Origin of the sequence: Specibacter sp. AOP5-B1-6 (assembly GCF_052376555.1) — a bacterium.
GTDB lineage: Bacteria > Actinomycetota > Actinomycetes > Actinomycetales > Micrococcaceae > Specibacter.
This window is the reverse complement of sequence record NZ_JBQSVT010000027.1, coordinates 1-25,696: the sequence shown is the minus strand read 5'-3', so window position 1 is coordinate 25,696 and position 25,696 is coordinate 1. Positions and strand designations below refer to the sequence as shown.

Sequence of the window (25,696 nt, the reverse complement as noted above, 5' to 3'; positions counted from 1 at the left end):
CGGCTAAGCAGCGCCGGCCGGTTCGGGATCGGCACCGGACTCGGCTGCGCTGGCCACAATGTCCCGCACCTCAGCGGTCTCAAAGCCGGAGTGCACAGCCCAAATGTACGTCACGACACCAACCAGAAGCTCCACTCCCATGCCCCAAGGGAACATGAACACCGGCTTGTCCAGCGGGCCGTAAACACCAAGGTAACCCACCAGCAGTGACGCCAGCAGCAGCCAGATCAGCCACCACGTGGCATTGACATGCTTTCGGCCTTCGGCATTGCTGAACAGCCACACGGCGGCACAGAACGCCAGCACCAGCAGGCAAAACACAACATAATAGACGGCAAAGGGCCATGCATTCGGGCTTGCGCCCGAGGTTCCAGTCAAGACCCAGCCGCTGGCGGCCGCCGTCCAAATCCACACGACAAAGAAGACGACGCTGATCAGCCCACTGGGCAGCGGCCGGATCCAACCGCTCTTCCACGCGAAGTAGGCCGTGAAGAACGGCAGCCCAATGAACGTGGCGGTGAAGACATTTGTCAGCGTGGAAAAGCCGCTCCAGTACAGGATCAGCACGGCGGCCAGGAAGGAGACCGGGGACCAGAAGCGGAACGCGCGCAGCCGGAACGGCCGGTCGAGGCCGGCCGCCGTCTTGCGGAGCACGGGCAGGCCCACCCCGCCCATGATGTAGGTCAGCACGGCAGCGGAACTGATGAAACCCACCAGCTGGTACCAGCTCGGGGCCGGGACAAAGAAGACGCAGCCAACCACGGCCGAGACGGCCAATGCCAGCCACGGGATGCCAAAGCGGTTGCTGACAGTGAATTTCCTTGGCACGTTGCGGTGCACGCCCAGGCCGTAGCCGGTGCGGGCTCCCGTGCCCAGATACACCCATCCGGTGGCCAGCGGGGAGATGGCTGCATCGACCAGCAGGAACGTGCCCAGGGCCGCCAGTGCAGCGATATTGGCTGAATCGAGGGCGTGGAACAGCGGCCCGTCGGCCCATCCGCCGGACACCAGCTTGTCCCACTGTCCACCCTGCAGCCCCATGTCCTGCCAGTTGATGGCGCCGATGAAGGCAACCTGCAGCAGGGTGTAGATGACGGCGGGAATGGCGATGGAACCTAGGGTCGCCAAGGGCACATTGCGCTGCGGATTACGAACCTCGCCGCCATAATCCAGGGCCTGCCGGAAGCCCAGCAGCGAGAAGATGATGCCGGTGGTGGCGATGGCATGGAAGATTGGCGGCACCCCCAGGGGAGCAAAGCCGCCGTAGGAGGTGAAATTGCTGCCATTGAGGATGAAGAACAGAAAAATGAACGTCGCTGTCGGCAGGGCGATCTTCCACAGCGTGACCCAGCGGTTTGATTCGGCCAGGAACCGGGCGCCGAAGAAGTTCAAGACAAAGAACAACGCCATCAAGATGAAACCGCTCACGATCCCGTTGGGCCAGCTCAACAGCTGCACGCCGTCCACGGTGGTCAGGAATCCCGTTTCCGGGAACCGCCCGCCCAGGTAGGTCAGCGTCGCCTCGGCCTCAATGGGTGGGATGGACACCACGGAAAGCCAGTACGCCCAGCCGATGATCCACCCGGAGAACGCGCCGTGGCTCAGGAACGTGTACCTGACAATGGCGCCGGAACGGGGCAGCATGGCGCCCAGTTCCAAATACGTCAGTGCGATGAGGAAGACCAGGACCGAGGCGATGATCCAGGAAAGGATCGCCGCAGGCCCGGCGACCCCGGCGGCTGCGAGAACGCCGAACAGCCAGCCGGAACCGATTTGGGCGCTCACTCCCAATAACAATAATTGCGTCAGTGACAAATTTCGCTTGAGGCCGCTGTCCGCAGATTCGAATGACCCGCGCTCTTCTTTATGCGCGATACTCATGGTCAACACTTCCTTGTGTTTGACATCCTTCGATGGTTTCCAGCTTAAACCCGCGAGGTCTGCCCGGGACAGTGGCCTGGGCGAACTATTTAAGATTGTGCAATGTGCACCGGGCGTTCATGAGGCATGTGTGATGTGCCGCATAAAACCCGACTGCCGTACGCTGTTGCCCAAATCATGGCATTAGGCTTGATGGTTGGAATAATCCATGGTGGAGCATTGAATCTGCCCCGCAATATGACGACGAGGTTGGGCCCATGAAGAAATTTATCCAGTTGTCCGTCGCTGCGATCCTGGTTGCCGGTCTCGCCTCGTGCGGCACCGGTGCACCTGTGGCAGCTCCGAGCGAATCACCCAGCACCTCGGCGGCAGCCGCCCAGGAGCAGCGTGCAGTTCCCGATGTTGTCGGCATGACGTACAAGGAAGCGTACGAAGCGCTGGTCAAGGACGACTTCTTCGCCCAGCTGGTCGACAAGACCGGTGCAACGTGGGTTGAGGGAAGCCCCTGGGCTGATGCGAAGGTTGGCTCCACGGATCCTGCCGCCGGCACGGTGACCGATGTGTCCTACGTAAATGTGGCACTCGACTTGACCCAGGAAGATTACGCCAAGCAGGTAAAGGCTGCCGAGTAGGCTTCCAGTCGCCGAACAACTGCCGGCCCTCCGCGAGTTGAACAGTGAAAACTGTCGCGGAAGGGCTGGTGGTTTTTCAATCCCTGCTTAACCCGTTGCGCATCCGACACAGTCAACACTGGATCGAGGGTCAGCCGGCCCGGGTGAACACGCCGAGCCCGTTCGGCTCCTTCTTCTTTTCCGGGAACGTGTCGAAGTACGTCAGGGTGACCCCGGTGATCTGCCCGTCCTTGCGGACGAAGACCGCCGAGGAGAGTGAACCGGGGAGCGCATTCTCACCGGTCGGCACGAAGGACAGCGTGTCGCCGTTCCACGGATCGATCTTGAACGTGTAGCCGCCCTCGGGGCCGAGCGCGCCGGTGAGGGTGCCGTTCTCCTCAGTCACGACGAAGTTGCCGAAGTAGGGGCTCGTATACGTGCCGACGTAGTCGCCGGCCGGACCCGCTGCCGCGGCATCTGCGGGCGGCTCCTGGCCGGCGAGGTCGCCCGCCGGGTCGGAGAAATCCGCAAAGAAGGTGGACATCATGTCCAACCAGGGGCGCGTCTCCGCGCCGAACTGTACGAGGTCGACGAACTCCGAAACGATCGCCTCCGGAACCCCCGACGGCGCGCCGTTCGTGAGCACGACGATACCGAGGTTCAGATCGGGGATCATCGTGGCGTTGGTGGCGGTGCCCCACCCGAATGCGCCGGAGTGGCTGATGTTGACGCGGCCGGTCACGGTGGCACCGACGTTCGTACCGAAGCCATAGTGCGAGGTGCGCGATGTCAGGTTCTTGGCATCGCCACCGGTGATCGAGTGGGCGGAATAGGTCTTTGCGAGCACGAGCGGGTCGATGAATTCAGCGCCGTCGACCTCTCCGTTGGCCAGCACCATATTCATCCACTTCGCAATGTCGCCGGCAGTGGTGGCGACACCGCCGGCAGGAGCCTCGGCATCAGCGTCGCGGTCGAACAGCTGCTCGTACTTTCCTTCTCCGGTACGGGCGTGCATCGACGCACGATCATCTGAGGCGAGGTATTCGTCGTGGACGGTGGTCGTAGAAGTCATGCCGAGCGGCTCGAACAGCAGTTCGTGCGCGGTCTGCGCCCACGTCTGCCCGCGCGACGCCGCGACCGCCTCGCCGCCCACCGTCAGTCCGAAGTTGGAGTACTGGTAGGTGTCGCGGAACGACGCCAGCGGAATCTGGTTCATGTGGGACATGATGTAGTCGACTTCGAAGCCGACGTCCTCGAGTTTATCTCCGGCACCGGTCGGAACGCCGGTGCGGTGCGAGAAGAAGTCGGCGATCTTTCCATGCTCGGTCACGTACGGATCCTGCAGCGCGAAGTCGGGGAGGTATTTGACGACCGGATCCTCCCACGACAGATCGGCGTCCTCGGTGATCGCTTTGGCCACAATGCTTGACGAGAGGGGCTTGGACAAAGACGCGATCTGAAACACGGTGTTGACGTCTACGGGTTCCTTCGTCTTCACGTTCCGCACACCGTATCCCTCTTCGAATACGACCTTGCCGTTCGAGACGACCGCGACTCCCGCGCCGGGCACTCCTGTCTGCTTGAGCGCCTTCTCGATGTACTGGGGGAGCGCATCGACGGCCGCGGCCACTGCCGTGTCACGATCCGTGTAGAGATCGATGACGTCCTGGTTGGGTGCTTTGCCGACTGTGACGGCGGGCCCGCTCGAGGACGGCGGTTCCCCGGCCGTACCTGCGGTGCACGCCGTCATTGCCAGCGTGAGTGCTGCCACCGTTGAGACGGCGACAACGTGTACTGTGTCTTTGTTCGTACTGCTCCTGCTGTTCATGGCGCTGCCTCCCATTGACTATCTGTCAGGGACCCATGGCATCCCAGGCGCGCATGCGAAGCCATGGATTCCGGTCCCCATGGAGACAATTGTGCATGGACAGAAGAGGACAAAACAACCACCGCTTCCGGACATGGCCTCTAGAGGGCGTCCGGATCCGGCCATATGCGCCATAATGGTGTTTACCCGCGCTCAGGAGGTGGACATGGAAGACAACAAACTGCTCGAACTGATCTACAGCAGCCGCCCAGGGACGGTGGCGGAGCTCGCCACCACCGCGCACGCGGATGCGGGCGAGACCGCCGACGCCGTTGCGCGTCTCGCACGGGCAGGTGCGATCTCGGTTCACGATGGCACGATCGCGTATGCGACACCGGCGATGTGGACGGCCGACGTCGTCAAACGCGAAGTGCGTGCGATGCGGCAGACGGCTGACGAGGCCGCCTCGCGAATCGAGGCGCTCGTGGCAGAGCTGCCGGCCCTGTTGCGTCACTGGGCCGTGGGCGAGGCATCCGGTGATCTCGTTCCCGTTTTCGTGCGACATGGGCCGCAGGCGGCCGAGGACCTCTGGTACGACGTCGCGCAGGAGGACAGCGATACCGCCTGGTCAGTGCTTCCCGACCTCGACCGCTACTTGCAGACCGATCCCGCGCGCGCCAGCCGTTTCGCGGAGATGTTCGCCGGCAAGCGATCGGTGCGAGCCCTGCTCCCGCGTTCGATGGCAGGGGACGCCCGGCTCGTGGCGATCGCCGAGCGCTACGCGGCTGTCGGGGTGGAATTCCGCCTTCTCGACGACCTTCCGAGTTGGTTCTGGATCGACGGCGAGGTGCTCGCCTTGCCGATCGAATGGGGCGAGGGGTGGCCGTCCAGCGTGGTCGGTGTCCGTAACGCGGCCCTCGCCGAACTGGGCCGAAGCCTGTTCCGTGAGCTCTGGCGTCGCGGCGAGCCGATCGGTGGTGTGGAGCAGCCGTGGGCGCCGCTTCTTGCGCTGATGAAGCAGGGCGTCACTCTCGACGCGGCATCCCGCAGGCTCGGGATCAACCCGCGAACGGGTCGGCGTCGCATTGCGGCGGCGATGGAGCAGTACGGGGTGTCGACATTGTTCGCCTTGGGCGTGGCGTGGGCCGCGGACGGGAAGCCCACCGCGCGCTGAGCTGTGGCGCCCTCGATGGCCGCCGTGTCGGGATCGCTCGAGAGCGCCGGGTACGTCCCCGCCGCCGGCAAGGTGCCGCTGGGGGAGCCCCGTGCGCCGGAGGGTCGGAGTTCAGCCCTTCAGCAACTGGAGCGCGGTGTCGAGAGTGGCGAGCGCCTGCGCGTTGTCGATGCGGGAAAGGGTCATGGCAGCGACCACCAGTGAACTCAGGACAGTCGCCAACTGGTCTTGCGCTGCGTCGTCGATGCCTGGGCGGTGGGCGGAGACTCCCCGGCTGAGCGAACTCGCGAGTTCATCGCGGTAACCGGCAATGGCCCGGCCAACGGCCTGCTCGTTGGATATTGGCGCCCCGGCAGAATTCAGCAGGAGGCAGCCATTGTGGGACTGCAAGGAATTGGGCTGGGCGAGCGCCGCGCGCAGGCCCGTGAAGTAGTCGGTGATCGCTTGCGGATCCACTTTGGATGCGTTGAGGGGCTGCAGTCGGGGACGGATGATCTCGGCGAGGTAGCTGGCGAGGGCTGCGTCAAAGAGTCCCCGCTTGTTGCCGAAGGCATGGTAAATGCTGGACCGGCTCAGTCCTGTGGCGCGCTCAAGCTCGGGCAGCGACGACTCTTCATAGCCGCGCTCCCAAAACACCGCCCGTGCCAAGCGGACAGCCTCGTCCGTGTCAAACGCCTGCGTGCGTCCCATTGCGCCCCTAATTTTGTGCACCGATCAGTCCACTATATAGTGGACCACACGATACATAATAGTTCATGGCGCCGGAATCGACAGCGTGGACACCCTCCGGGACATCCCGGGGCGGCGTTCAAGGGGCCGCATCGAAACCGGGACGCCAGGTCAACCGACCAGCTCCAGCCAAAAAAAGGATCACACTGTGCCCACGTCAGTCAGTACCCAAATCCAGCTCGCCGCCCGCCCGATCGGCTGGCCCACTGCCGGTGACTTTTCCACTGTGAAGGTGGAGCTCGGCCCGCTCAGTTCCGGCCAGGTGCGGGTCGTCAACGAGTTCATCTCCGTTGACCCCTACATGCGCGGCCGCATGAGCGACGCCAAAAGCTACGCGGCACCCTTCGCCCTGGGAGAGACCATGGGTGGTGGGGCCATCGGACGCGTCGTCGAGTCCGCCAGCGACAGCATCCCCGTGGGTGCCGTGGTGCTCCATCAGTTCGGCTGGCGTGATGTTGTCCAGGAGGATGCCGCCGGGTTCAAGGTCATGCCGGAACTGCCCGGGGTGCCGCTGTCGCTGTACCTGGGCATCCTCGGCATGACCGGACTCACCGGCTATGTCGGCCTGACGGCGATTGCGGGCATGAAGGCCGGCGATACGGTCTTCATCTCCGGGGCTGCCGGTGCCGTCGGCACCGCCGCCGGCCAGATTGCCCGACTGCTGGGTGCCGGCCGGGTCATTGGCTCGGCGGGAAGTGACGAGAAGGTTGCCCTGCTGACGGAGAAGTACGGCTACGACGCCGCCTTCAACTACAAATCAGGTTCGGTGCGCGAGATGCTCGCCGCGGCCGCTCCTGACGGCATCGACGTGTTCTTCGACAATGTCGGCGGCGACCACCTTGAAGCCGCCCTCGACGTGCTCAAGCCGGGCGGCCGGGCTGCCCTGTGCGGTGCCATTGCCGGCTACAACACCACCGGACGCAAGGCTGGTCCGGACAATATGGTCAACATGATCACCCGCGGGCTCTCCCTCAAGGGCTTCACCCTGGGCAGCTACCTGGATCTCGCCCCGGAGTTCAACGAGCGCATGACCAAATGGTTCACAGCGGGGGAGATCGCCTTTGACGAAACAGTGGTTGACGGCATCGACAACGCCGTTGACGCATTCCTGGGCATGATGCAGGGTGCGAACACGGGCAAAATGGTGGTTCGCACGGCCGTGATGGCAGATCTGATCGCCTAAATTTCGCCTGCAGCGGCGTTACTGCGCGGAGCGCAGCTGGCAGGTCCGGCCTCGGGGATGCCCCGGGACCGGACCTGCGATGCTTCCAGCCCATGCTGCACGCACAATGTCCTGCCGGAAGAATGCGACGGCGGCACACCAATGGCGCTGGCGCGAAGTCGCGTCCCCTCCAACCAGCCCTTGGCTTGACCCTGCCCCCGAGGTCAACGTTTAAGCTGTTGGAAGGAGGCAAGAGTGCAAATCGGTGAATTGGCCAGGTTGGCGGGGACGTCCATCAAGGCTGTCCGGTACTACGAGGGACTCGGTCTGGTTGCGCCGCAGAGACTGTCCAATGGCTACCGCGACTACTCGGACCACGAACTGCGCGTCGTGCAGGAGATCCGCACACTTGCGGAACAAGGCATTGCGCCCGCCAGGGCCGCGCCATTCGTTGAGTGTCTGGCAACGGGGCACCGCCACAGCGACGAGTGCCCCGCGTCCCTGACGGCCTACCGGGACAGCATCGCCGAGCTGGACCGCCTCATCGCATCCCTCACCTTCCGGCGCCTGCTGCTGGCCGAAAGGCTGGAGCAGGGCGCGAACCGAACATTTGCCAAGGAGCCCACAGTGATTGACTATTCCACGACCCTGCCCGAGGACCTGCCCGTTCCCGAGGACGACGGCGCCGCAGCCCACCTCCCGGGGCTGGCCATGCCTGCGCTGGTCCTCGAATCCAGCGATGGCGGGCAAGTCGACTTGGCCAGGCTCGGTGCCGGCCGGTCCATCATCTACCTCTACCCGCTGACGGGCGTGCCCGGCACAGACCTGCCCCAGGGTTGGGACGCCATTCCGGGCGCCCGCGGCTGCAGTACCGAGGCTTGCGATTTCCGTGACCACTTCGCCCAACTGCAGGCGGCCGGCGTCGAACGGGTCCATGGCTTCTCCAGTCAGGAGCCCGTCTATCAGCGCGAGGTCGCCAACCGTCTCCGCCTGCCCTTCACCATGCTTTCCGACATCGGATTCCAACTCGCCGAAGCCCTGGACCTGCCCACTTTCGCGGCGCCGGACCATCCGCGCCTCTACTCACGTCTGACCCTTGTCGTCAGCGACGGCATCATCGAGCACGTCTTCTACCCGATCTTCCCGCCCAACACGCACGCGCAGCAGGTCCTTGCCTGGTTGGAGGCACAGCCTGCCGGCTGAACGACGCCATGATGCCGGGCCGGCCGTGGATCAGCGCCAGAATCCGGTGAGCTCCCCGCCCGCCGCTTTGCCCTGGTCGTAGCCGGCCCGCGCTGCAGCCGGGCGTGTTGACAGGTCCATCATGTTCTCGCCAAAAGCATCGAGGGAGGTGCCATCCGGGACGATGGATTCAACCTTGCTGCCGCCGGCGCGCAGTTCCTCGACCTGGACCGCAAGCTGCATGTTCCACGCCAACGGGTGGCGTGTTCTGCCGCCAAGTGGTGAAAGGACCAGCACCTGCCCGTATCCGGCGGCCAGATCGGCATTCTCACTGGAGCGCCGGTAGCCGCCGTCAATGTATGCGCTGTCGCCCAGGGTGTAAGCAGGGCCGCTGGCACAACTGGCCGCGACGGCGTCAGCCAGCTCGACTCCGCTGCTTCGGTCGAAGATGACCGGTTCACCGGTATGGGCATCGACGGCTGTGAATTGCACAAGGTGTTCCGGCCAGTCCTGGCTGGGCAGCCGGGCGGCGACAATGGTGCGCCACCGTTTTTGTCCGGAGCTGCCCGCAGCCGCATCGAGCTCGAGCGCCGCCGCTCCCATCCGCCGTCGCATGTCTGCCGGGCCCGACGATGCGGCGATGATCTCCCCGGTCCTGCCCAGATGTTCGGCGGCCGGACCCTTGGGACTGCGGTTGCCGCCAGGGCCGGGCTGAGCGGTACGTTGCAGGGGAACTGGAGGTTGCGGGGGCGCAGGACGTTGCGGGGGCGCAGCGGAAAGGATGTCGGCAAGCAGTTGGGTCGGGTCCGCGCCGGTGATCTGGGCCGCGGCGGTGGAGCCGGCGGACGTCCCGATGATCAGATCGGCCGTGGTCACATCCAGCCCGGCATCCAACAGGCCCGCGATGACGCCGATCAGCCACGCGTGGCCGGCGGATCCGCCGCCACCAAGGACCAGGGCCTGTTCGTTGTTGGAGTGCAGCAGCCTGGTGGCGTCGGGCTGCGGCAGGGGCTGGTCGGCCCTTGGGCTGTCGGAAGCCGTGGCGGGGAAGTGGTGCGGAGTTGGGGAAGGTGTGGTGTTCATGGGAGTCGCCTTTCGCGGATTGCGTGTTGGGCGCTCCCGGTGCGACTACCTCAGTGCAACTACCTCAGTCGTGCGATCGTGGTACCTCAGTGCAACTACCTCAGTCGTGCGATCGTGGACTGCAGGGGGAGCGCCCACTATGGATACTGCATACATGGGTCCCACCTCCTGTTGATCAATCACGATTAACGAAAAAATATCACGCTGTTGGCGCGGTGCGCAACGGCCCGGCTCCCGGTGCACGCCGTGACGCACACCACCAATTCCTGCTTCGTGACGAATTCCCGACATAATGGAGGGCTGTAGTCCCAGCAGGGTTCGAGCACCACGGATCCTCGTCAGGCGTTCCCGTGCCTGCGCGGACGTCAATAGCCAGGAGTCACATTCCATCCATGAGCCAAGTCTCTGCAGAACCTGAGATCGACGCGGACGCCCCCGATGGCGCGAGCAACACCGGCAATGAACTTAAGCGCGGGCTGAGCAGCCGCCACCTCCAGATGATCGCGATCGGCGGCGCCATCGGCACCGGGCTCTTTGTGGCCTCCGGCGGCACCATCTCGCAGGCCGGTCCGGGTGGCGCGTTGGTCGCGTACGCCCTGGTGGGCCTGATGGTCTTTCTGCTGATGCAGTCGTTGGGGGAGATGTCGGCCAAGATTCCTGTGGCCGGTTCATTTCAAACCTATGCAACCCGCTTTGTCTCACCTTCCTTTGGGTTTGCCATTGGCTGGAATTACTGGTTCAACTGGGCCATCACCGTGGCTGCCGAGCTGGTTGCCGCGGGCATCATCATGGACTTCTGGTTCCCGGGGGTGCCCGGCTGGGTATGGGCTGGAAGTTTCCTCGTGCTGCTCACGGCGGTCAATGCCCTCTCGGCCAAGGCTTTTGGGGAGAGCGAATTCTGGCTCTCCCTGATCAAGGTTGTCGCCGTGGTGCTGTTCCTGGCGGCCGGTGTGCTCATGATTTTTGGCGTCCTTGGCGACAGTTCCTCGGGAATGTCGAATTGGCAGAACCGGGAGGACGTGTTCCACGGTGGCTGGGTTTCGATCATTTCGGTCTTCATGATCGCCGGTTTCTCCTTCCAGGGCACCGAACTCGTGGGTGTTGCGGCTGGCGAGGCCAAGAACCCGCGACGGGAGGTTCCACGCGCCATCCGCTCGGTCTTCTGGCGCATCATGATCTTTTACATCGGCGCCATTTTCGTCATTGGCTGCCTGATCCCATTTACCGACCCGAGCTTGCTGGCGTCCGGTGAAGCTGACATCGCGGCCTCACCGTTCACCTTGGTCTTTGAGCGGGCAGGCATTGCCTTTGCTGCTGCGTTGATGAACGCCGTCATTCTTACCGCCATCCTCTCGGCCGGCAACTCCGGCCTCTACGCCTCAACACGCATGCTCTATGCCATGGCGCACGACGGCAAGGCCCCTAAAATCTTCGGCCGGACCAACTCGCGGGGTGTTCCCATGGCTGCCTTGCTCGCCACAGCCGCCGTCGGGCTCTTTGGTTTCCTGACCGCCATCGTGGGACAGGGCGCAGCGTACTCCTGGCTGTTGAATGTCTCGGGCCTGTGCGGCTTCATCGTCTGGGCGGGGATCGCGATTTCCCACTACCGGTTCAGGCGGGGATTTGTGGCCCAGGGCAACAAGGTCAGCGATCTGCCCTACAAGGCATCGTTCTTTCCCGTCGGACCACTGCTGGCCTTCGCGGTCCTCATCCTGGTGATTGCGGGCCAAAACTACGAGGCCGTTCTCGCCGGCCGCGGCGCGGAAGTCCTCTCGGCCTACATCGGCATCCCCATCTTCCTCGGCCTGTGGCTGATTCACCGATTCGTCACCAAGTCCAAGGTTGTTCCCCTTCTGGACATGGATCTCGCTGGCCCGGAGGGCCTCGAGGAAAGCGCCGCCTAGAACTGCTTGTGGAACGCCGCCATGGCTTGTCAAGTACGACGGCGCATTGCCCACCTGGTGCCGCTGCCGGAAGGTCGGACGCGGTCCTTCCTGGACCCGGTTCTGAATCCACTGCGCTTGGAAGTCGACGAGGTTGACGACGCGGACAGAAGCTCCACATCTGCCTGAATTCAAGCCGGCCTGAAGCACAGGTGGGTTGTTTCCGAACAGAGTGATGATGCTTCGCGCCGGGATTTTGCCGGGAATTAAGGTTACATTGTGTCCTGCCAGTAGTCTGGAGAGGCCCCGCCGATCTGTCAGTGGCCTCCGACGGCGGGAATCATCAGTGGACAGGGGATCGTGGAGATGCGGGCTACAGTCAAGGACGTCGCGGCCCGGGCCGGGGTTTCACCCAAAACAGTGTCAAATGTTGTCAACGGCCTCATTCCCGTCAGTGAACGCACCCGGTCCAGGGTGGAAACGGCCATCGTCGAGCTCGACTACGTACCCAACCTTTCAGCCAGGGGACTTCGAAACGGACGAACGGGAGTCATTGCCTTGGCACTTCCCGACCTCGGGACACCGTACTCCGCGGAGTTAACGCACCATATTGTCGAGGTGGCGCACGAACAAGGATGGAGCGTTCAGCTGGAGGAAACCGGGCGCGACCCGGGACGTGAATTTGAGTTGGTGTCCAAGGCCCGGGCCAACCTCATCGATGGGCTGATACTGAACCCCACTGCCTTGGACGAGAGCGCCATAAGAGTGGGCGGCAACCTGCCGCCGATGGTTCTCCTGGGCGAGGTCGACCAGAACCATGTGGACCATGTCGGCATTGACAACCTGGCCGCGGCCCGCGAGATGACACGGGCGCTGGCCCAAGGCGGGCGACGCCGGATAGCCGTCCTGGGTGCCACGGCAAATCACCGTACGGCGACAGCGAGAATCCGCACATTGGGCTATCGGCAGGCCTTGGCGGAATTGGGCATTGAACGGGATTCGGGGCTGGAAATACCCTGCGACCTGTGGACCCCTGACGGAAGCGCCCGGGCCCTGCGCCAATTCCTGACCACCAATGACCTCCCCGACGCTATTTTCTGCTTCACCGATTCTCTGGCCATAGGGGCTCTGAGCGTTCTTGCGGAGGCCGGGCACCAGGTGCCCGGGGACATCCTTGTCGCCGGCTTTGACGACATTGACCACGGCAGGTTTGCCGTTCCGGCGCTGACCACGGTCTCCTTTGACAAGCGTGCATTGGCGGAGGAGGTCATCAAACTGTTGACCAGCCGCATGGCCGACAGGCGGCGTGAGTCGGTGGATGTCACCTTGCCATACCGGCTTGTGGCCCGGGCCAGCACGGGGACCCCTTAGCTGCAACGGGCTCCGGATCCGGTCTGCACCCAGCCACATTGGATGACTGCGCCGAGAATGGCGTGAATCGCCGGCAATGGGTGTTGGGGGCTGCCGTGGTCGTTTGCCGGGGGTGACCGCAGGCAAATGACCGCAACGGCACCGTCGACGGCTGGGCTGCTAAAAAGAAATATTGTGCGCGCTAACAAAACGCTCTTGTGCACTCTATTACAACGATGTAATCTGTGGAGCAGATCACAGTGGTTCAGCCGGGCCGCAGTTCCGAAGATCATTCGGGAACGAGCGTTTGGCGGACTGTCCAGTGCAATCGCGTCCAAGGGAGTGACCGATGAATGAACATGCAAGTGTGTCCAGAAGGCAGTTTTTGCGTGGGGGAGGGTTGGCGCTCTCGGGCGCCCTGGCGGCCGGCCTGTTGTCAGGCTGCGGAGGTTCCGCCCAGGCCGCCGGGGCAGCCCAGCTGCGCTTTTGGCACCTGTTGTCCGGTGGTGACGGCATCAAGATGCAGACCATGATTGATGCCGCCAACGGCGCGCAGCAGGCATTTCACGTCAACCCCACGGTATTGGCATGGGGAGCGCCGTACTACACGAAACTGGCCATGGCATCGGCGGGCGGGCGACCTCCGGAAGTGGCCATCATGCATGCTTCCCGCGTGACGGGCTACGCTCCCGGCGGGCTGCTGGACCCTTGGGACCTGGACCTGCTGGCCCAGAATGGCGTAAGCGAGAAGGACTTTGCTCCCCGGATCTGGGAAAACAGTTTGCAGGATGGAAAATTGTTCTCCATCGCCTTGGATTCGCACCCCTTCATCCTCATGTACAACACCGAAGTGGCCCAAAAAGCTGGAGCACTTGGACCAAACGGCCAGCTTGCGGCCGCCATGTCGCCCGAGGGGTTCAAGGAGATGGCCCTGGAAATGGCGAAGGTGACCGGCAAGCACGGACTTTCGTATGGCTACCTGGCTGACGGCGCGCAAATGTGGCGCTTGTTCTACACTTTGTACAAGCAGCATGGCGCCTCCATGGAACTCGTCCAGGGGGAGAAGGCGCAGGTCGACCGCGACGTGGCGGTGACCGTGCTGGAATACATCCACTCGCTTCTGGATGACAACATCGCAGCCGCGAGCGGTGACGCCGGAACGGCCATTGCCGAGTTCGCTGCCCAGGATTCCGGCATGCTGATGAGCGGCGTCTGGGAGCTGCCCACCATGCAAACGGCCAAGGTGCCGTTCGACGCCATGCCGATTCCCACCTTGTTCGGCACCCCGGCTGCCTACGCCGACTCGCACTCGTTCGTGCTGCCGCATCAACTCAATCTCGACGACGAAAAGCGGGCCTATGTATACGCCTTTGTCGCCGACATCCTCAAGGGCTCGTTGAACTGGGCCAAGGCCGGCCACATCCCCGGCTTTCAACCGGTGGTGCAATCGGAAGAGTACAAGAACCTTCTGCCGCAGGCGCACTATTCCGCGGCCGCGGACATCATCAACTACGACCCGCGCGCCTGGTTCACCGGTTCAGGCTCGGACTTCCAGTCGTTCTTTGCCGAGAACGTTCAAAACGTATTTCTCGGCCGCACCCCCGCCAAAGTCGGCTGGGATGCCTTTGTGCACCGGCTGGATGGACTGCTGTCGAAACCAAACCCGGTATAGGCCCCGGTTCAGCGGCCAGGCACGTGCAGCACATCATTTTCGTGAGAGCAATTTTTGTGGCAAGGGAGCCCATGCAATGAGTACGTCCACTGTTTCCACAGCACCAGATTCCACAGCATCACGGCCAACAACGACCCGGCCACCGGAAAACAGCCACTCCGCGAGGCTGCGGCGGGACCGCAAACATGGGTGGGGGTTCATGGCGCCGTTCCTTGCGTTCTTCGCCGTGTTTCTGGTCTGGCCCCTGATCTACGGCGTCTATATGAGCTTCACGGGGAAGTCCTTGACCGGCGCCAATAGTTCCTTTGTCGGATTTGCCAACTACATCGAGGCACTCGGGGATGCCGACATGTGGCATTCGATGGGCAACACCTTGTATTTCACGGTCATCAGCACCGTCCCGCTGGTGCTCGTCGCACTGGCCATGGCTGCACTGGTCAACATGGGACTGCCTGCCCAATGGCTGTGGCGCCTCTCATTCTTCGCCCCCTACCTGCTCGCCTCAACGGTGGTGTCGTTGTTCTTCGTCTGGATGTACAACCCGCAACTGGGCTTGATCAACGAACTCCTCGGCAAGGTGGGCATCGCACCCGTCGACTGGCTGAACAATCCCGACGTCGCCATGTGGTCAATCGTGATCGCCACGCTTTGGTGGACTGTTGGCTTCAATTTCCTGCTCTACCTTGCCGCAATGCAAAACATCCCGCAGGCACACTACGAGGCAGCCCAACTCGATGGTGCCGGAGGCTGGCGGGCGTTCTTCTCCATTACCCTGCCGCAGATCAATCCGACAACCGTCATGATCGTGATCCTGCAGGTCCTGGCCTCATTGAAGGTCTTCGACCAGGTGTACCAAATGACCGCCGGCGGTCCTGCCGGCTCAACCCGCAGCGTTGTGCAATACATTTTCGAGACCGGATTTACCGGCTACCGGCTGGGCTATTCGGCAGCCATTTCCTACATCTTCTTCGCCATTATCGTCGTCGTGTCGATTTCCCAGTTCGTTCTCACCCGAAAGAGGAGTGCATAGGCCATGGCAGTGTCTACTCTCAACCCAGCCGAACGAGTCGACAGCGACACCCGCCGGAAACCCGACAGACGGCGGAAGAAGCGGGTCCCACCCAGCAGGATCATCGCGACCGTCATCGTGGCAATACTGGCCGTCACCTGGCTCGTCCCTTTCGCCTGGGCCACCATCACCGCCTTCAAAAGTGAAACCGAGGCTGCGGCCACCCCCATCACACTGGTGCCCAAATCCGGGTTCACGTTCGAGGCGTTCGCCAAGGTCCTGCAACAAGGCAACATTCCGCAATGGACCTGGAACTCACTCTTCACTGCCGCCGCGATCACCCTCGTCACCCTGGCCATCTCAACTTTGGCCGCCTACGCCCTCTCGCGCATCGACTTCAAGGGCAGGAAGGTCCTGATGACAATCATCGTCGCCTCGCTCATTGTGCCGCCGCCGGTGTTGATCATCCCGCTGTTTTACCAGATGGTCTCCTTCCACATGATCGACACCTACTGGGGCATCATCCTGCCCCAGGTCATCGCGCCCGCCATGGTGTTTGTGCTCAAAAAGTTCTTCGACCAAATTCCCCGCGAACTCGAGGACGCCGCCCTGGTGGACGGGGCCGGGCGGATCCGCATCTTCTGGCAGGTGGTGCTTCCACTGTCACGGCCCATACTCGCCGCCGTCGCCATTTTTGTCTTCATCGGCGCATGGAACAACTTTCTGTGGCCGTTCATCGTCACCAACGACAGCTCCATGCTGACACTGCCCGTCGGGCTGCAAACCATCAAGAGCGCCTACGGCATCCAGTACGCCCAAAACATGGCCTCTGCGCTGTTGGCTGCGCTGCCCCTGATCGTGGTCTTCCTCTTCTTCCAACGCCAGATCATCAAGGGCATTTCCACCACCGGGCTGGCCGGAACCTAAACTGCACCACCAGCACCACGCTTTTGAAAACCATCAATAAACAGGAGAATCACCACCATGTCACGTGCACGGATCAGCATTGACCGCGACTTCACCATCTCGGAGGTTCCACACCGCCTCTTTGGCTCCTTTGTGGAGCACATGGGCCGCTGCGTTTACACCGGAATCTACGAACCGGGCCACCAAAGCGCCGATGACCAGGGCTTCCGCAAGGACGTCCTGGCCCTGACCAAGGAACTCGGCGCCACGGTGATCCGCTACCCCGGCGGAAACTTTGTCTCCGGCTACAACTGGGAAGACGGCGTCGGACCGGTGGCGAACAGGCCCCGCCGGCTTGACGGTGCCTGGCACACACTGGAATCCAACGCCTTTGGCCTCCACGAGTTCGTCGACTGGTCACGCAAGGCCGGCACCGAAATCATGGAAGCCATCAACCTCGGCACCCGCGGCGTGAACGCGGCCCGGGAGATTGTCGAGTACGCCAACCACCCCGGCGGCACATATCTCTCGGACTTGCGGGCGAAAAACGGCCACAAGGACCCCTTCGACATCAAGCTCTGGTGCCTGGGCAACGAAATGGACGGGCCCTGGCAGATTGGCCACAAAACAGCGGAAGAGTATGGCCGCCTGGCCCAGGAGGCGGGCAAGGCCATGCGCCTGGTCGACCCCACCATCGAGTTGGTGGCGTGCGGCAGTTCAAGCTCCGCCATGCCCACCTTTGGCGCCTGGGAGCAGACGGTGCTCACCCACGCCTACGACGAGGTCGACTACGTTTCCCTGCATGCCTACTACCAGGAGCACGACGGCGACGCCAAGAGTTTCCTGGCAAGTGCCGTGGACATGGACTACTTCATCGAGTCCGTGGTGGCCACGGCCGACTCGGTCAAGGCGAAGGGCAAGCACAAAAAGGAAATCAACCTCTCCTTCGATGAATGGAACGTCTGGTACCAGAGCGGCCTGGACACCGAAGACCAGCCGCACCGGGTGAATGCCTCCGGCTGGCGCGAACACCCCCGCGTCATCGAGGACAAGTACAACGTCACGGACGCGGTGGTGGTCGGCACCTTGTTGAACTCGCTGTTGCGACACGGCGACAGGGTCAAGATCGCCAACCAGGCCCAACTGGTCAACGTCATTGCCCCGATCCTGGCCGAAGAGAATGGGCCGGCCTGGCGCCAAAGCATCTTCTTCCCCTTTGCCCGCATGGCCGAATTGGCGAAGGGCCAGATCCTGCGCACCCATGTTGAATCGGACAAGGTGGAGACGGCAAAATTTGGCGACGCGGACCTGATTGACGTCAGCGCCACCTGGAATGAGGAAAGCGGGCGGGTGGCGTTGTTCCTTGCCAACCGGGGGCTGGAGGAAGCCGCCGACGTGGAGGTCAGCCTGCGCGGTTTCGAAGCCGGCCGCATCACGCGGGCGGAGGTGCTCGAGGCTCCGGAGGGCAAGGACCGGTTCACCAAGAACACCCTGGCACGGCAGGACCAGATCGGCATGGCCACGCTCGAGGGCGTCAAGGCGGCCGGGGACGAACTGAAACTGACACTTCCGGCCCTGTCGTGGGCCGTCGTCGAACTTGAGGTCACCAAGAACTAAGACGCCCCAAGAACCGGCTCCGCGAAAGGTGCCGACAACAACAAAGCGTGGCATCCGCCGTCGTAATTGCTACGACGGCGGATGCCACGCTTTGTGGTGCAACAGCGGTTAGTGAACGGCGACGGACTCCTTGGCCGGGACGGGGGACCCGGCGACGGCAGCGTCCTTGCCCATGAACGCGGCAATCACCACGATGCCAAGCGAAACAAACGCGGCAACCAGGAAGCCGTTGCTGAAACCGCTGGTCTGTGCCGCAATTTCATTCTTGCCGGCGGCCGCGGCGGCGATGGTTCCGGCCGACATGACACCCACCAGCAGGGCGGTGCCTGCAGCCCCGCCCAGTTGCTGGAGCGTCGAGAGCACGGCGGATCCGTGCGAGTGCAGCGAGTGGGGCAGCGGGTTCAGCCCGGCCGTGAAGGCAGGGGTGAAGATGAACGCCAGGGCGATCGACATCAGCAGGTGCAGCCCAATGATAACCACCAGCGAGGTGTTTTCATTGAGTTGGGTGTAGCCGAACAGGATCGCCGACAGCAGCAAGCCGCCGGGCATCAGCAACGGCCGGGCACCAACCTTGTCGAACAGTTTGCCGACCCAAGGGGCCAGCAGACCCATGAGCAGCCCGCCCGGGAGCATCAGCAGCCCGGTGGACAGCACGTCGAGCCCGCGCACATTCTGCAGGTACATCGGCAGCAGGATGATCACGCCAAACAACGCCACCATGGCCATGACCATCAAGGCCAGGGCCAGGGTGAACTGGCGGTGCAGGAACGGACGCATGTCCAGCAGGGCGGCGTCCTTGCGCTGCAGCCGCAACTGAAGCAGCACGAATCCAGCCAGCGACACCAGCGAAACAACCAGGGCGATGATCGCGATCTGCTTCGTTGCGGCGTCGGGGGAGCCGATGCCGCTGAGCCCGTAGACCAGGCCGCCGAACGCCGGGATGGAGATCAATACCGACGGGATGGAGAACTTGGAACTGCTCCGCTTGCTGTCCGTGGGCAAAAGGCGCGAGCCCAGGATCAATGCGGCCACGGCGATCGGCAGCACGAACAAGAACATGAAGCGCCACGACAAGGAGTGCAGGATGACGCCCGACAGGGTCGGTCCGATGGCGGGAGCCACGGAGATCACGATCGAGACGTTGCCCATCACCGCGCCACGGCGGTGCGACGGCACCAGGTCAAGGATTGTTGTCATGAGCAGCGGCATCATGATGGCCGTGCCCGAGGCTTGAACCACGCGGGCAACCAGCAACACCTCGAAGCCCGGTGCCACACCGGCCAACAGTGTGCCCACCGAGAACAAGGCCATGGCCAGAACAAACACCGTGCGGATGGGGAAACGCGTCAGCAGGTAGCCGGTCGCTGGGATGACAACCGACATGGTCAGCATGAAGGCCGTGGCAAGCCACTGGATGGCGGAGGGGGAGACCTGGAACTCGTGCATCAGGCGCGGCAGGGCCACGTTCATGATGGTTTCGTTGAGGATCACCACAAATGCCGACACCAGCAAAACAGTGATGGTCGTGCGGTCCCTTGCCGAGAGCCGGTCCGGCACGTCAACGGTGGAAATAGACATAAGAAATCCTGAATCCTGGAGGATGAAAATTGTGGACTGTGGAATCAGTTCAAAGCCGGCTGGCCCGTTTGAATTTCGACTCACAGCTGCAAGCGTCGGTCGGTGGCGATCTATTCCCAGCTTCCACACAGTTTATTCCAGAAGTCCGACGGCGCCGCCCGGGCAACGCCCGACGTCCACCCCCGCGGCGGCGCAAGCCGTCCGATGCCGGGGGCGCCCCCTGCCGAACCCTGAGTGCCGGGTGGCTGCCCGAACTAAAAACCGGGGGTTTCCCCCATGGTCGCGGCCTGGCGCCGTCGGTAGCGTTGAACGCATGAGCAAACAACAGCCCTGCGATGCCTCCGATGACTGATTTTCTGCTGGCTGCGGCCGGACAACCCTGGATTTACGCCGTCGTCGCCCTGGGCTGCATCGTCGATGGATTCTTCCCGCCTTTCCCCAGCGAAGCCGTCGTCGTTGGCATGGCATCCCTGGCCGTTGCTGACGGAGGCTCCAACGTGTGGCTGCTGTTGCTGGCCGCGGCCATTGGGACGTTCCTTGGCGACAACCTGGCCTACTCATTGGGCCGGATTACGGGCACCAGCCGGTTCCGGTGGATGCGCCGGCCGTTCATGCAGCGTGCCTTTGCCCGGGCAGCTGCCGGGCTGGAAAGTCGGGCCGTGTCGATCATCCTCGTGGCGCGCTTCATCCCCGTGGCCAGGGTTGCCGTCAACCTCACGGCCGGTGCCACGGGCTATTCGCGCCGGCGTTTCATGGCTGTAACCGCGCTGTCGGCGAGCCTCTGGGCTGCCTATTCCGTGGGGATTGGTGCCGTGGCCGGCGCTTGGTTCCGTGAGTACCCGGTGCTGGGATTCATTGCGGCGATCCTCGTTGCGGGGCTGATTGGCCTCGCCATTGACAGGGTTCCCGGGATGTTGCGGTCACGGACGCCGCAAGCTCGCGAACGGCGGGCTCGGATGCGGCAGGCCGAACCACCCATGGTGGATGCGGACCTTCCGGCTGCTGATGCGGCGGACAGTTCCGGGCGCGAACCCGCGGGGGTTGCCAGCAGGTGAGGCCACCACGAGGTCAACCGTCAGCTTTACGGTCACCCATCACTTGATATTTCGGCTTACCTAAACTATGGTCGGTGCATGCCGATTTCAGCTCCCATGTCCCCGTATGCGCCGCTACCGCATGCCTCAGCAACCAACTCCCGATCCACGCGTCTGCGCGCCCGGAAACACCTTCGCCGTGCAACGGTTGCGGGCCTGACCGCACTCTCGTTGACCCTGGCTGCCTGCGGCTCCCCGGCCGATTCATCAGGCCCGCAATCCGGTGGAGACAGGCCCGTTGTGCTCACCACCTTCACCGTCCTGGCCGACATTGCCCAAAACGTGGCTGGCGACAAGCTGCAGGTGGAGTCCATCACCAAAGCAGGAGCCGAAATTCACGGCTACGAACCCACCCCGGGGGACATCCGCAAGGCCGGGAAGGCGGACTTGATCCTTGACAACGGCATGGGGCTGGAAGCGTGGTTTGCGCAATTTGTGCAGGACGTGAAGGCTCCGCACACTGTGGTCACAGCGGGTGTGGAACCCATCAACATTGCCGAAGACGCCTACAAGGACCTGCCCAACCCGCACGCTTGGATGTCACCGGCGAACGTGCAAATCTATGTCAACAACATGGTCGCCGCATTCCAGGAACTTGATCCCGCCAATGCGGATGTCTATAAGAGCAACGGTGCCGCCTACAACGCAACGCTGCAGGAGGTCCAGGACGAGCTGGTTGAAAAACTGTCCATCCTGCCGGCGAGCCAGCGGGCCCTGGTGAGCTGCGAAGGCGCCTTCTCCTATCTGGCCCGCGACGCGGGACTCACGGAGAAATACATTTGGGCCGTCAACGCCGAACAACAGGCCACGCCCCAGCAGATTGCCGGCGCCATTGAATTTGTCCGGGCCAACAACGTGCCGGCAGTCTTCTGTGAATCCACTGTCTCCGCAGCCCCCATGGAAAGGGTTGTCGAGGCCACGGACGCAGTCTTCGGCGGGACACTCTATGTTGATTCACTCTCGGAAGCCGACGGCCCCGTCCCCACCTACCTTGAGCTGATCCGGCACGACGCCACGGTCATCGCCGACGCCCTGACCGGGACTCAGGGAAGCCCGCAGCAAAGTTCCCCGGGGACGGCACCAGAGGGCGCACCAGCGGGCACACCTCAGGGCGCACCTCAGCGAGCGCAGCCATGACCGCCGCCATCGATGTTGACGCCGTCACGGTCCACTACGGCGGGGTGTTGGCCCTGGACCGGGCAACCTTGAAGCTCGAGGAAGGGAGGATCTGTGGCCTGGTCGGCATGAACGGCTCGGGAAAGTCCACCTTGTTCAAGGCCATCATGGGCCTGGTCAAGCCCGACGCCGGAACCGTCACGGTCGCCGGCGACACACCGGCCAGGGCGAGGCGGTCCGGCGTCGTCAGCTATGTTCCGCAAAGCGAGGATGTTGACTGGCAGTTTCCGCTCTCGGTGCAGGAGGTCGTCATGATGGGACGGTACGGGCGAATGGGGCCGGGCCGGCGGCCGCGGAGAGCCGACCGGCTGGCGGTGGCCGGCGCCCTGGAACGCGTGGAGCTGTCCGACTTTGCCCAGCGCCAGATCGGACAACTTTCCGGCGGGCAGAAAAAGCGCACCTTTGTGGCCCGCGGCATTGCCCAGGGCGCCACGACGCTGCTGCTGGATGAACCATTTGCGGGGGTGGACAAACGTTCCGAGGCGACCATCGTGGCGCTGCTGCGTGAACTGGCCCGCGAGGGTGCCACCATTCTGGTGTCCACCCACGACCTGCACGCCTTGCCCGACCTGGCCGACGAGGCTGTCCTGCTCATGCGCCGGGTGCTCCTGCACGGCACGCCTCGTGAGGTGCTCCAACCCGGGAACCTCGCCCTGGCATTTGGTCTGGGGGCGCCGGCATGAGCATCCTTGAATTCCTGCTTGAACCCTTCGACTACGTCTTCATGCAGCGCGCCCTTGCCGTCACCGTGATCGCCGCCGTGGTCTGCGCCGTCCTTTCCTGCTGGCTGGTCCTGATCGGCTGGTCGCTCATGGGCGACGCCGTCTCGCACGCCGTCCTGCCAGGCGTTGCGCTGGCGTACATCGTGGGGGCGCCCTTTGCCGTGGGCGCCGTGCTCTTTGGTTTCCTGGCCGTGGCCTTGATCGGAGCCGTGCGCGACACCAGCCGGGTTAAAGAGGACGCGGCCATCGGCATCGTCTTCACCACGCTGTTTGCGCTGGGCTTGGTGTTGATCTCCGTGACACCGAGTCAAACCGACCTCACCCACATCATCTTTGGAAATTTGCTCGGGCTCAGCCACGCCGACCTCGTCCAAGTGCTGGTGCTCGGCGCCGTCACCCTCGCCATCCTGGTCTTCAAGCGGCGGGACTTCACCCTTTACGCGTTCGACCCCACTCACGCCCACGCCATCGGCTTGAACCCCCGCATGCTCGGGGCGTTCCTGCTGGGACTGCTGGCGCTGACCTCGGTCGTGGCGCTGCAGGCGGTCGGAGTGGTGTTGGTGGTGGCCATGCTCATCATTCCCGGGGCGACGGCGTACCTGCTCACCGACCGCTTTGGCCGGATGCTCGTGCTGGCGCCTGCCATCTCGGCCGGCTGCGCCGTCGTCGGCCTCTATGCCAGCTACTATCTCGATGCCGCCTCCGGGGGCATGGTGGTCCTGACCCAGGGCACGGCGTTTACGCTGGTTTACCTGTTCAGCCCCCGCCACGGCCTGGTTTCCACCCGCTTCAATGCCGGCCGACGCCGGAAGCTGGCTGCCGCCTGAGGCACTGCCTGCGCTGGGCCCGGGCATGCAAGGATGGTTCCATGAAGCTCAATACCGCCACCTTTGCTGTTACCAACAATTTCAAGGCACAGGCGAACGCCTGGGCGTTGGCCGCACTGCTGGGCACCAGTGCGGTCAACCACCTTCGCAACCCCAAGTTTTACTACCCGGTGGTGCCGCCGTCGCTGTGCAGTGACAAGGGCGGACGGTTTGGCCTCATGACACGCCGCCAGTGGGTGGTCGTTTCGGCGGCTCCGGAAGCGGTGGCGGCGCTCGGACTGCTGGTCCCGGGAACGCGGAAGGCCGCGGCCGTTGCCACCACTGTGATGTTCGCGGGCTTCACGGCCGGGCACGTGACGGCCTTGCGCCGGGCCTTCGGTCCCGAAGGGACGCCGTCGGAACGGCGCATCCACGCGCTTCGGCTGCCCCTGCAGCTGCCCTTGGTTGCGTGGGCGTGGAGCGCACGCCGGCCATAGGCCGGTCCGGCATCACTGTGCGGGCGTGCCGCGCAACTCGATGGCGATCTGGGATGCGTCGAGGTTGGCGAGCGCGTTGGCGAGCACGTCCGAATCGAAGATGCCGTTGTCGCGGGCATCGAGCAGTACCGACCGCTGTGCTTCGATGACAGCCAGCCGGTGGCGTTTGGCTGTGGCGAAGTCGGCAGGGGAGACCTCGCCGTCGTCTTCCACGTGCGGCGGCTCCGGGACGGTGCCGGCACTCTTTCGCATCAGCGTCATGAGCTGGACAACTTCCTCGTGGTTGCGCTCATCGACTTCGGACTGGTCCGTATCCGGTGTCAAGCGGCGCATCAGCGCTCCGATGGTGCCGCCCTGGATGAGGAGGGACAGGATCGCCACCGCGAACGCAATGAGCACCAGGACTGAGCGCTGCGGCGTGTCGGCCGGGAGTGTTTGCGCCGCAGCCACCGTCACTGCGCCGCGCATGCCGGCCCACACCACGGCTGTGCCCTCGCGCCAGCCCAGCGGCTCGCGGACAAAGTAGTCGATGTCGGCGAGTGTCTTCGTGATCCGTTGGGTAAACCGCTGGCTGAAATGGTCGAGGTGGTGCTCTGACACCGTTCCTCCGCTTCGCCTGGTCTTCTTGAAGGTTTCCTCCTTGCCCCCGGGGGTGCTTAATTTTTCCTGCATGCCCAGAAGTTGCTGCTGCATGGATGCGACCCGCTTGGACCGTCGGGCGAGGCTGCGCAGCAACGGGGCGACGTAGGCTGCACGCACCAGTATCGTCAGGAGCAGGGCGCCGGCAGCGACGAGCACGGCGGCCCCGACGCCGGCGTGATCCTGCTGCACGTTTGTCACAATCGACTTGATCTGCACGCCCATGGTCAGGAACACCGCGCCTTCAAGGACGAGCTCGACCATGTGCCAGTTCTGCGAATCGGACAACCTGCTCCGGGGTGAAAGATGACGGGGTGCACCGATTCCGGTGACCAGTCCGGCGACCACGGCAGCGACGAGTCCCGAAGCGCCGATGTGTTCGGCGGGCACGGCGGCGATGAACGGCACCGTGAAGGAGATGACGGTGTTGACGGTGGAGTCGGTCAGCCGTTTCCGAACGACCAGGTTGAGCCAGCCCACAACGAGGCCGACAATCAGCGCAACGACAACAGAGTAGGCGAAGGTGCCGACGGCACCCCAGAACGAGAAGGCCGCCGCCGTCGCGACGATCGCGGTCCGGAGCAGCACGAGTGCCGTGGCGTCGTTCAGCAGGCTCTCTCCTTCCAGCATTGCCACGACCCGCTTGGACACGGCGGTTCGTTTGATGATCGAGGTTGCCACGGCGTCGGTCGGGCTGACGATCGCGCCGAGGGCGACACCCCAGGCAAATCCAAGCCCCGGAATCACGAGCATGAAGAACAGCCCCAGCAGCAGGGCGCTGCCGACGACGAGGACCACCGACAACCCACCAATTGCGCCGAACTCGCGGCGGAAGTTCATGGTTGGCATCGACACCGCGGCGGAGTAGAGCAGCGGCGGCAGCACGCCCTCGAGAATCCAGGCAGGCTCAATGTAAACGGACGCGAACATCGGCAGGAAACTGGCGGCCACGCCGATCGCGACGAGCACCAGGGGCGAGGCTATGCCCAGGCGCGGGCCCAGCAGGGTCGCGGCAGCGATGACCAGCAGGGCGGAAACGATTACGACGAGAAATTCGGTCATGAGTGCAAGATTGTCAGTAATTTGGGGTGAATTCCAGTGTTGCGTGCTTTGTGCAC

Annotated in this window: 21 protein-coding genes; 15 read left to right on the top strand and 6 right to left on the bottom strand. The window is 63.5% G+C overall.

Annotated elements, in window-relative coordinates; all coding sequences use genetic code 11:
* Positions 1-3 precede the first annotated feature (3 nt).
* Positions 4-1,881 carry an APC family permease gene (locus ACT3TS_RS13650; RefSeq protein WP_444532056.1) on the bottom strand — a complete coding sequence of 626 codons (1,878 nt, stop codon included), beginning with the start codon at positions 1,879-1,881 and terminating at the stop codon, positions 4-6.
* 257 nt (positions 1,882-2,138) lie between these two features.
* Between ACT3TS_RS13650 and ACT3TS_RS13645 the strand changes: the two genes are divergently transcribed.
* Positions 2,139-2,513 (top strand): PASTA domain-containing protein, encoded by a 375-nt coding sequence (locus tag ACT3TS_RS13645; RefSeq protein ID WP_444532055.1) that lies wholly within the window; start codon positions 2,139-2,141, stop codon positions 2,511-2,513.
* A gap of 130 nt (positions 2,514-2,643) precedes the next feature.
* Here the strand turns inward: ACT3TS_RS13645 and ACT3TS_RS13640 are convergent, their stop codons facing one another.
* Positions 2,644-4,320, bottom strand: coding sequence for a serine hydrolase (locus ACT3TS_RS13640; protein ID WP_444532054.1), 1,677 nt, complete (start codon positions 4,318-4,320; stop codon positions 2,644-2,646).
* A gap of 205 nt (positions 4,321-4,525) precedes the next feature.
* Between ACT3TS_RS13640 and ACT3TS_RS13635 the strand changes: the two genes are divergently transcribed.
* On the top strand, positions 4,526-5,473 hold the full coding sequence (locus ACT3TS_RS13635) for a hypothetical protein (protein ID WP_444532053.1): 948 nt from the start codon (positions 4,526-4,528) through the stop codon (positions 5,471-5,473).
* Between the two features lie 111 nt (positions 5,474-5,584).
* Here ACT3TS_RS13635 and ACT3TS_RS13630 read toward each other — a convergent pair whose 3' ends face one another.
* Positions 5,585-6,163, bottom strand: a complete 579-nt coding sequence (locus ACT3TS_RS13630) for a TetR/AcrR family transcriptional regulator (RefSeq protein WP_444532052.1) — start codon at positions 6,161-6,163, stop codon at positions 5,585-5,587.
* Positions 6,164-6,350: 187 nt separating this feature from the next.
* Between ACT3TS_RS13630 and ACT3TS_RS13625 the strand changes: the two genes are divergently transcribed.
* Positions 6,351-7,385: an NADP-dependent oxidoreductase gene (locus tag ACT3TS_RS13625; protein WP_444532051.1), complete on the top strand. Its 1,035-nt coding sequence runs from the start codon at positions 6,351-6,353 to the stop codon at positions 7,383-7,385.
* A 234-nt stretch (positions 7,386-7,619) separates the two neighbouring features.
* Positions 7,620-8,567, top strand: coding sequence for a MerR family transcriptional regulator (locus ACT3TS_RS13620; protein ID WP_444532050.1), 948 nt, complete (start codon positions 7,620-7,622; stop codon positions 8,565-8,567).
* A 30-nt stretch (positions 8,568-8,597) separates the two neighbouring features.
* Here ACT3TS_RS13620 and ACT3TS_RS13615 read toward each other — a convergent pair whose 3' ends face one another.
* Entirely contained in the window at positions 8,598-9,629 is a 1,032-nt protein-coding gene (locus tag ACT3TS_RS13615) for a patatin-like phospholipase family protein (RefSeq protein ID WP_444532049.1), read from the bottom strand.
* Positions 9,630-10,021: 392 nt separating this feature from the next.
* Between ACT3TS_RS13615 and ACT3TS_RS13610 the strand changes: the two genes are divergently transcribed.
* The 6 genes from ACT3TS_RS13610 (at position 10,022) to arfA (ending at position 18,066) form a co-directional block, all read left to right on the top strand.
* A complete protein-coding gene (locus ACT3TS_RS13610) occupies positions 10,022-11,533 on the top strand; it encodes an amino acid permease (protein ID WP_444532048.1) in 1,512 nt (503 codons plus the stop codon).
* Positions 11,534-11,878: 345 nt separating this feature from the next.
* The gene (locus tag ACT3TS_RS13605; RefSeq protein WP_444532047.1) at positions 11,879-12,883 is read left to right on the top strand and encodes a LacI family DNA-binding transcriptional regulator; all 1,005 of its coding nucleotides are present in this window, start codon (positions 11,879-11,881) and stop codon (positions 12,881-12,883) included.
* Between the two features lie 328 nt (positions 12,884-13,211).
* Entirely contained in the window at positions 13,212-14,534 is a 1,323-nt protein-coding gene (locus ACT3TS_RS13600) for an extracellular solute-binding protein (protein WP_444532046.1), read from the top strand.
* 76 nt (positions 14,535-14,610) lie between these two features.
* A complete protein-coding gene (locus ACT3TS_RS13595; protein WP_444532045.1) occupies positions 14,611-15,564 on the top strand; it encodes a carbohydrate ABC transporter permease in 954 nt (317 codons plus the stop codon).
* A gap of 3 nt (positions 15,565-15,567) precedes the next feature.
* A complete protein-coding gene (locus ACT3TS_RS13590) occupies positions 15,568-16,470 on the top strand; it encodes a carbohydrate ABC transporter permease (protein WP_444532044.1) in 903 nt (300 codons plus the stop codon).
* A gap of 57 nt (positions 16,471-16,527) precedes the next feature.
* Positions 16,528-18,066, top strand: coding sequence for an arabinosylfuranosidase ArfA (gene arfA, locus ACT3TS_RS13585; protein ID WP_444532043.1), 1,539 nt, complete (start codon positions 16,528-16,530; stop codon positions 18,064-18,066).
* Positions 18,067-18,174: 108 nt separating this feature from the next.
* On the opposite strand, the gene ACT3TS_RS13580 is transcribed toward arfA, so the two are convergent.
* Positions 18,175-19,644, bottom strand: coding sequence for a DHA2 family efflux MFS transporter permease subunit (locus ACT3TS_RS13580; RefSeq protein ID WP_444532042.1), 1,470 nt, complete (start codon positions 19,642-19,644; stop codon positions 18,175-18,177).
* 344 nt (positions 19,645-19,988) lie between these two features.
* Here ACT3TS_RS13580 and ACT3TS_RS13575 point away from each other — a divergent pair, with 344 nt between their 5' ends.
* The 5 genes from ACT3TS_RS13575 (at position 19,989) to ACT3TS_RS13555 (ending at position 23,939) form a co-directional block, all read left to right on the top strand.
* Positions 19,989-20,699 (top strand): DedA family protein, encoded by a 711-nt coding sequence (locus tag ACT3TS_RS13575; RefSeq protein ID WP_444532041.1) that lies wholly within the window; start codon positions 19,989-19,991, stop codon positions 20,697-20,699.
* 96 nt (positions 20,700-20,795) lie between these two features.
* A complete protein-coding gene (locus tag ACT3TS_RS13570) occupies positions 20,796-21,875 on the top strand; it encodes a metal ABC transporter substrate-binding protein (RefSeq protein ID WP_444532081.1) in 1,080 nt (359 codons plus the stop codon).
* The gene (locus ACT3TS_RS13565; RefSeq protein WP_444532040.1) at positions 21,872-22,597 is read left to right on the top strand and encodes a metal ABC transporter ATP-binding protein; all 726 of its coding nucleotides are present in this window, start codon (positions 21,872-21,874) and stop codon (positions 22,595-22,597) included. Before ACT3TS_RS13570 ends, ACT3TS_RS13565 begins: the two co-directional genes overlap by 4 nt.
* Positions 22,594-23,463, top strand: coding sequence for a metal ABC transporter permease (locus ACT3TS_RS13560; RefSeq protein ID WP_444532039.1), 870 nt, complete (start codon positions 22,594-22,596; stop codon positions 23,461-23,463). The genes ACT3TS_RS13565 and ACT3TS_RS13560 overlap by 4 nt, the downstream gene beginning before the upstream one ends.
* A gap of 41 nt (positions 23,464-23,504) precedes the next feature.
* Positions 23,505-23,939, top strand: coding sequence for a DoxX family protein (locus tag ACT3TS_RS13555; protein WP_444532038.1), 435 nt, complete (start codon positions 23,505-23,507; stop codon positions 23,937-23,939).
* A gap of 12 nt (positions 23,940-23,951) precedes the next feature.
* Here the strand turns inward: ACT3TS_RS13555 and ACT3TS_RS13550 are convergent, their stop codons facing one another.
* Positions 23,952-25,640: a cation:proton antiporter gene (locus ACT3TS_RS13550; RefSeq protein WP_444532037.1), complete on the bottom strand. Its 1,689-nt coding sequence runs from the start codon at positions 25,638-25,640 to the stop codon at positions 23,952-23,954.
* Between the last annotated feature and the right edge of the window lie 56 nt (positions 25,641-25,696).

Bases quoted from the DNA above. Each gene is read 5' to 3' on its own strand.
- ACT3TS_RS13565 (WP_444532040.1), top strand. From the start codon at position 21,872: ATGACCGCCGCCATCGATGTTGACGCCGTCACGGTCCACTACGGCGGG.
- ACT3TS_RS13555 (WP_444532038.1), top strand. From the start codon at position 23,505: ATGAAGCTCAATACCGCCACCTTTGCTGTTACCAACAATTTCAAGGCA.
- ACT3TS_RS13595 (WP_444532045.1), top strand. From the start codon at position 14,611: ATGAGTACGTCCACTGTTTCCACAGCACCAGATTCCACAGCATCACGG.
- ACT3TS_RS13570 (WP_444532081.1), top strand. From the start codon at position 20,796: ATGTCCCCGTATGCGCCGCTACCGCATGCCTCAGCAACCAACTCCCGA.
- ACT3TS_RS13645 (WP_444532055.1), top strand. From the start codon at position 2,139: ATGAAGAAATTTATCCAGTTGTCCGTCGCTGCGATCCTGGTTGCCGGT.
- ACT3TS_RS13610 (WP_444532048.1), top strand. From the start codon at position 10,022: ATGAGCCAAGTCTCTGCAGAACCTGAGATCGACGCGGACGCCCCCGAT.
- ACT3TS_RS13580 (WP_444532042.1), bottom strand. From the start codon at position 19,644: ATGTCTATTTCCACCGTTGACGTGCCGGACCGGCTCTCGGCAAGGGAC.
- arfA (WP_444532043.1), top strand. From the start codon at position 16,528: ATGTCACGTGCACGGATCAGCATTGACCGCGACTTCACCATCTCGGAG.
- ACT3TS_RS13640 (WP_444532054.1), bottom strand. From the start codon at position 4,320: ATGAACAGCAGGAGCAGTACGAACAAAGACACAGTACACGTTGTCGCC.
- ACT3TS_RS13635 (WP_444532053.1), top strand. From the start codon at position 4,526: ATGGAAGACAACAAACTGCTCGAACTGATCTACAGCAGCCGCCCAGGG.
- ACT3TS_RS13575 (WP_444532041.1), top strand. From the start codon at position 19,989: ATGACTGATTTTCTGCTGGCTGCGGCCGGACAACCCTGGATTTACGCC.
- ACT3TS_RS13550 (WP_444532037.1), bottom strand. From the start codon at position 25,640: ATGACCGAATTTCTCGTCGTAATCGTTTCCGCCCTGCTGGTCATCGCT.
- ACT3TS_RS13650 (WP_444532056.1), bottom strand. From the start codon at position 1,881: ATGAGTATCGCGCATAAAGAAGAGCGCGGGTCATTCGAATCTGCGGAC.
- ACT3TS_RS13605 (WP_444532047.1), top strand. From the start codon at position 11,879: ATGCGGGCTACAGTCAAGGACGTCGCGGCCCGGGCCGGGGTTTCACCC.
- ACT3TS_RS13590 (WP_444532044.1), top strand. From the start codon at position 15,568: ATGGCAGTGTCTACTCTCAACCCAGCCGAACGAGTCGACAGCGACACC.
- ACT3TS_RS13600 (WP_444532046.1), top strand. From the start codon at position 13,212: ATGAATGAACATGCAAGTGTGTCCAGAAGGCAGTTTTTGCGTGGGGGA.
- ACT3TS_RS13615 (WP_444532049.1), bottom strand. From the start codon at position 9,629: ATGAACACCACACCTTCCCCAACTCCGCACCACTTCCCCGCCACGGCT.
- ACT3TS_RS13560 (WP_444532039.1), top strand. From the start codon at position 22,594: ATGAGCATCCTTGAATTCCTGCTTGAACCCTTCGACTACGTCTTCATG.
- ACT3TS_RS13630 (WP_444532052.1), bottom strand. From the start codon at position 6,163: ATGGGACGCACGCAGGCGTTTGACACGGACGAGGCTGTCCGCTTGGCA.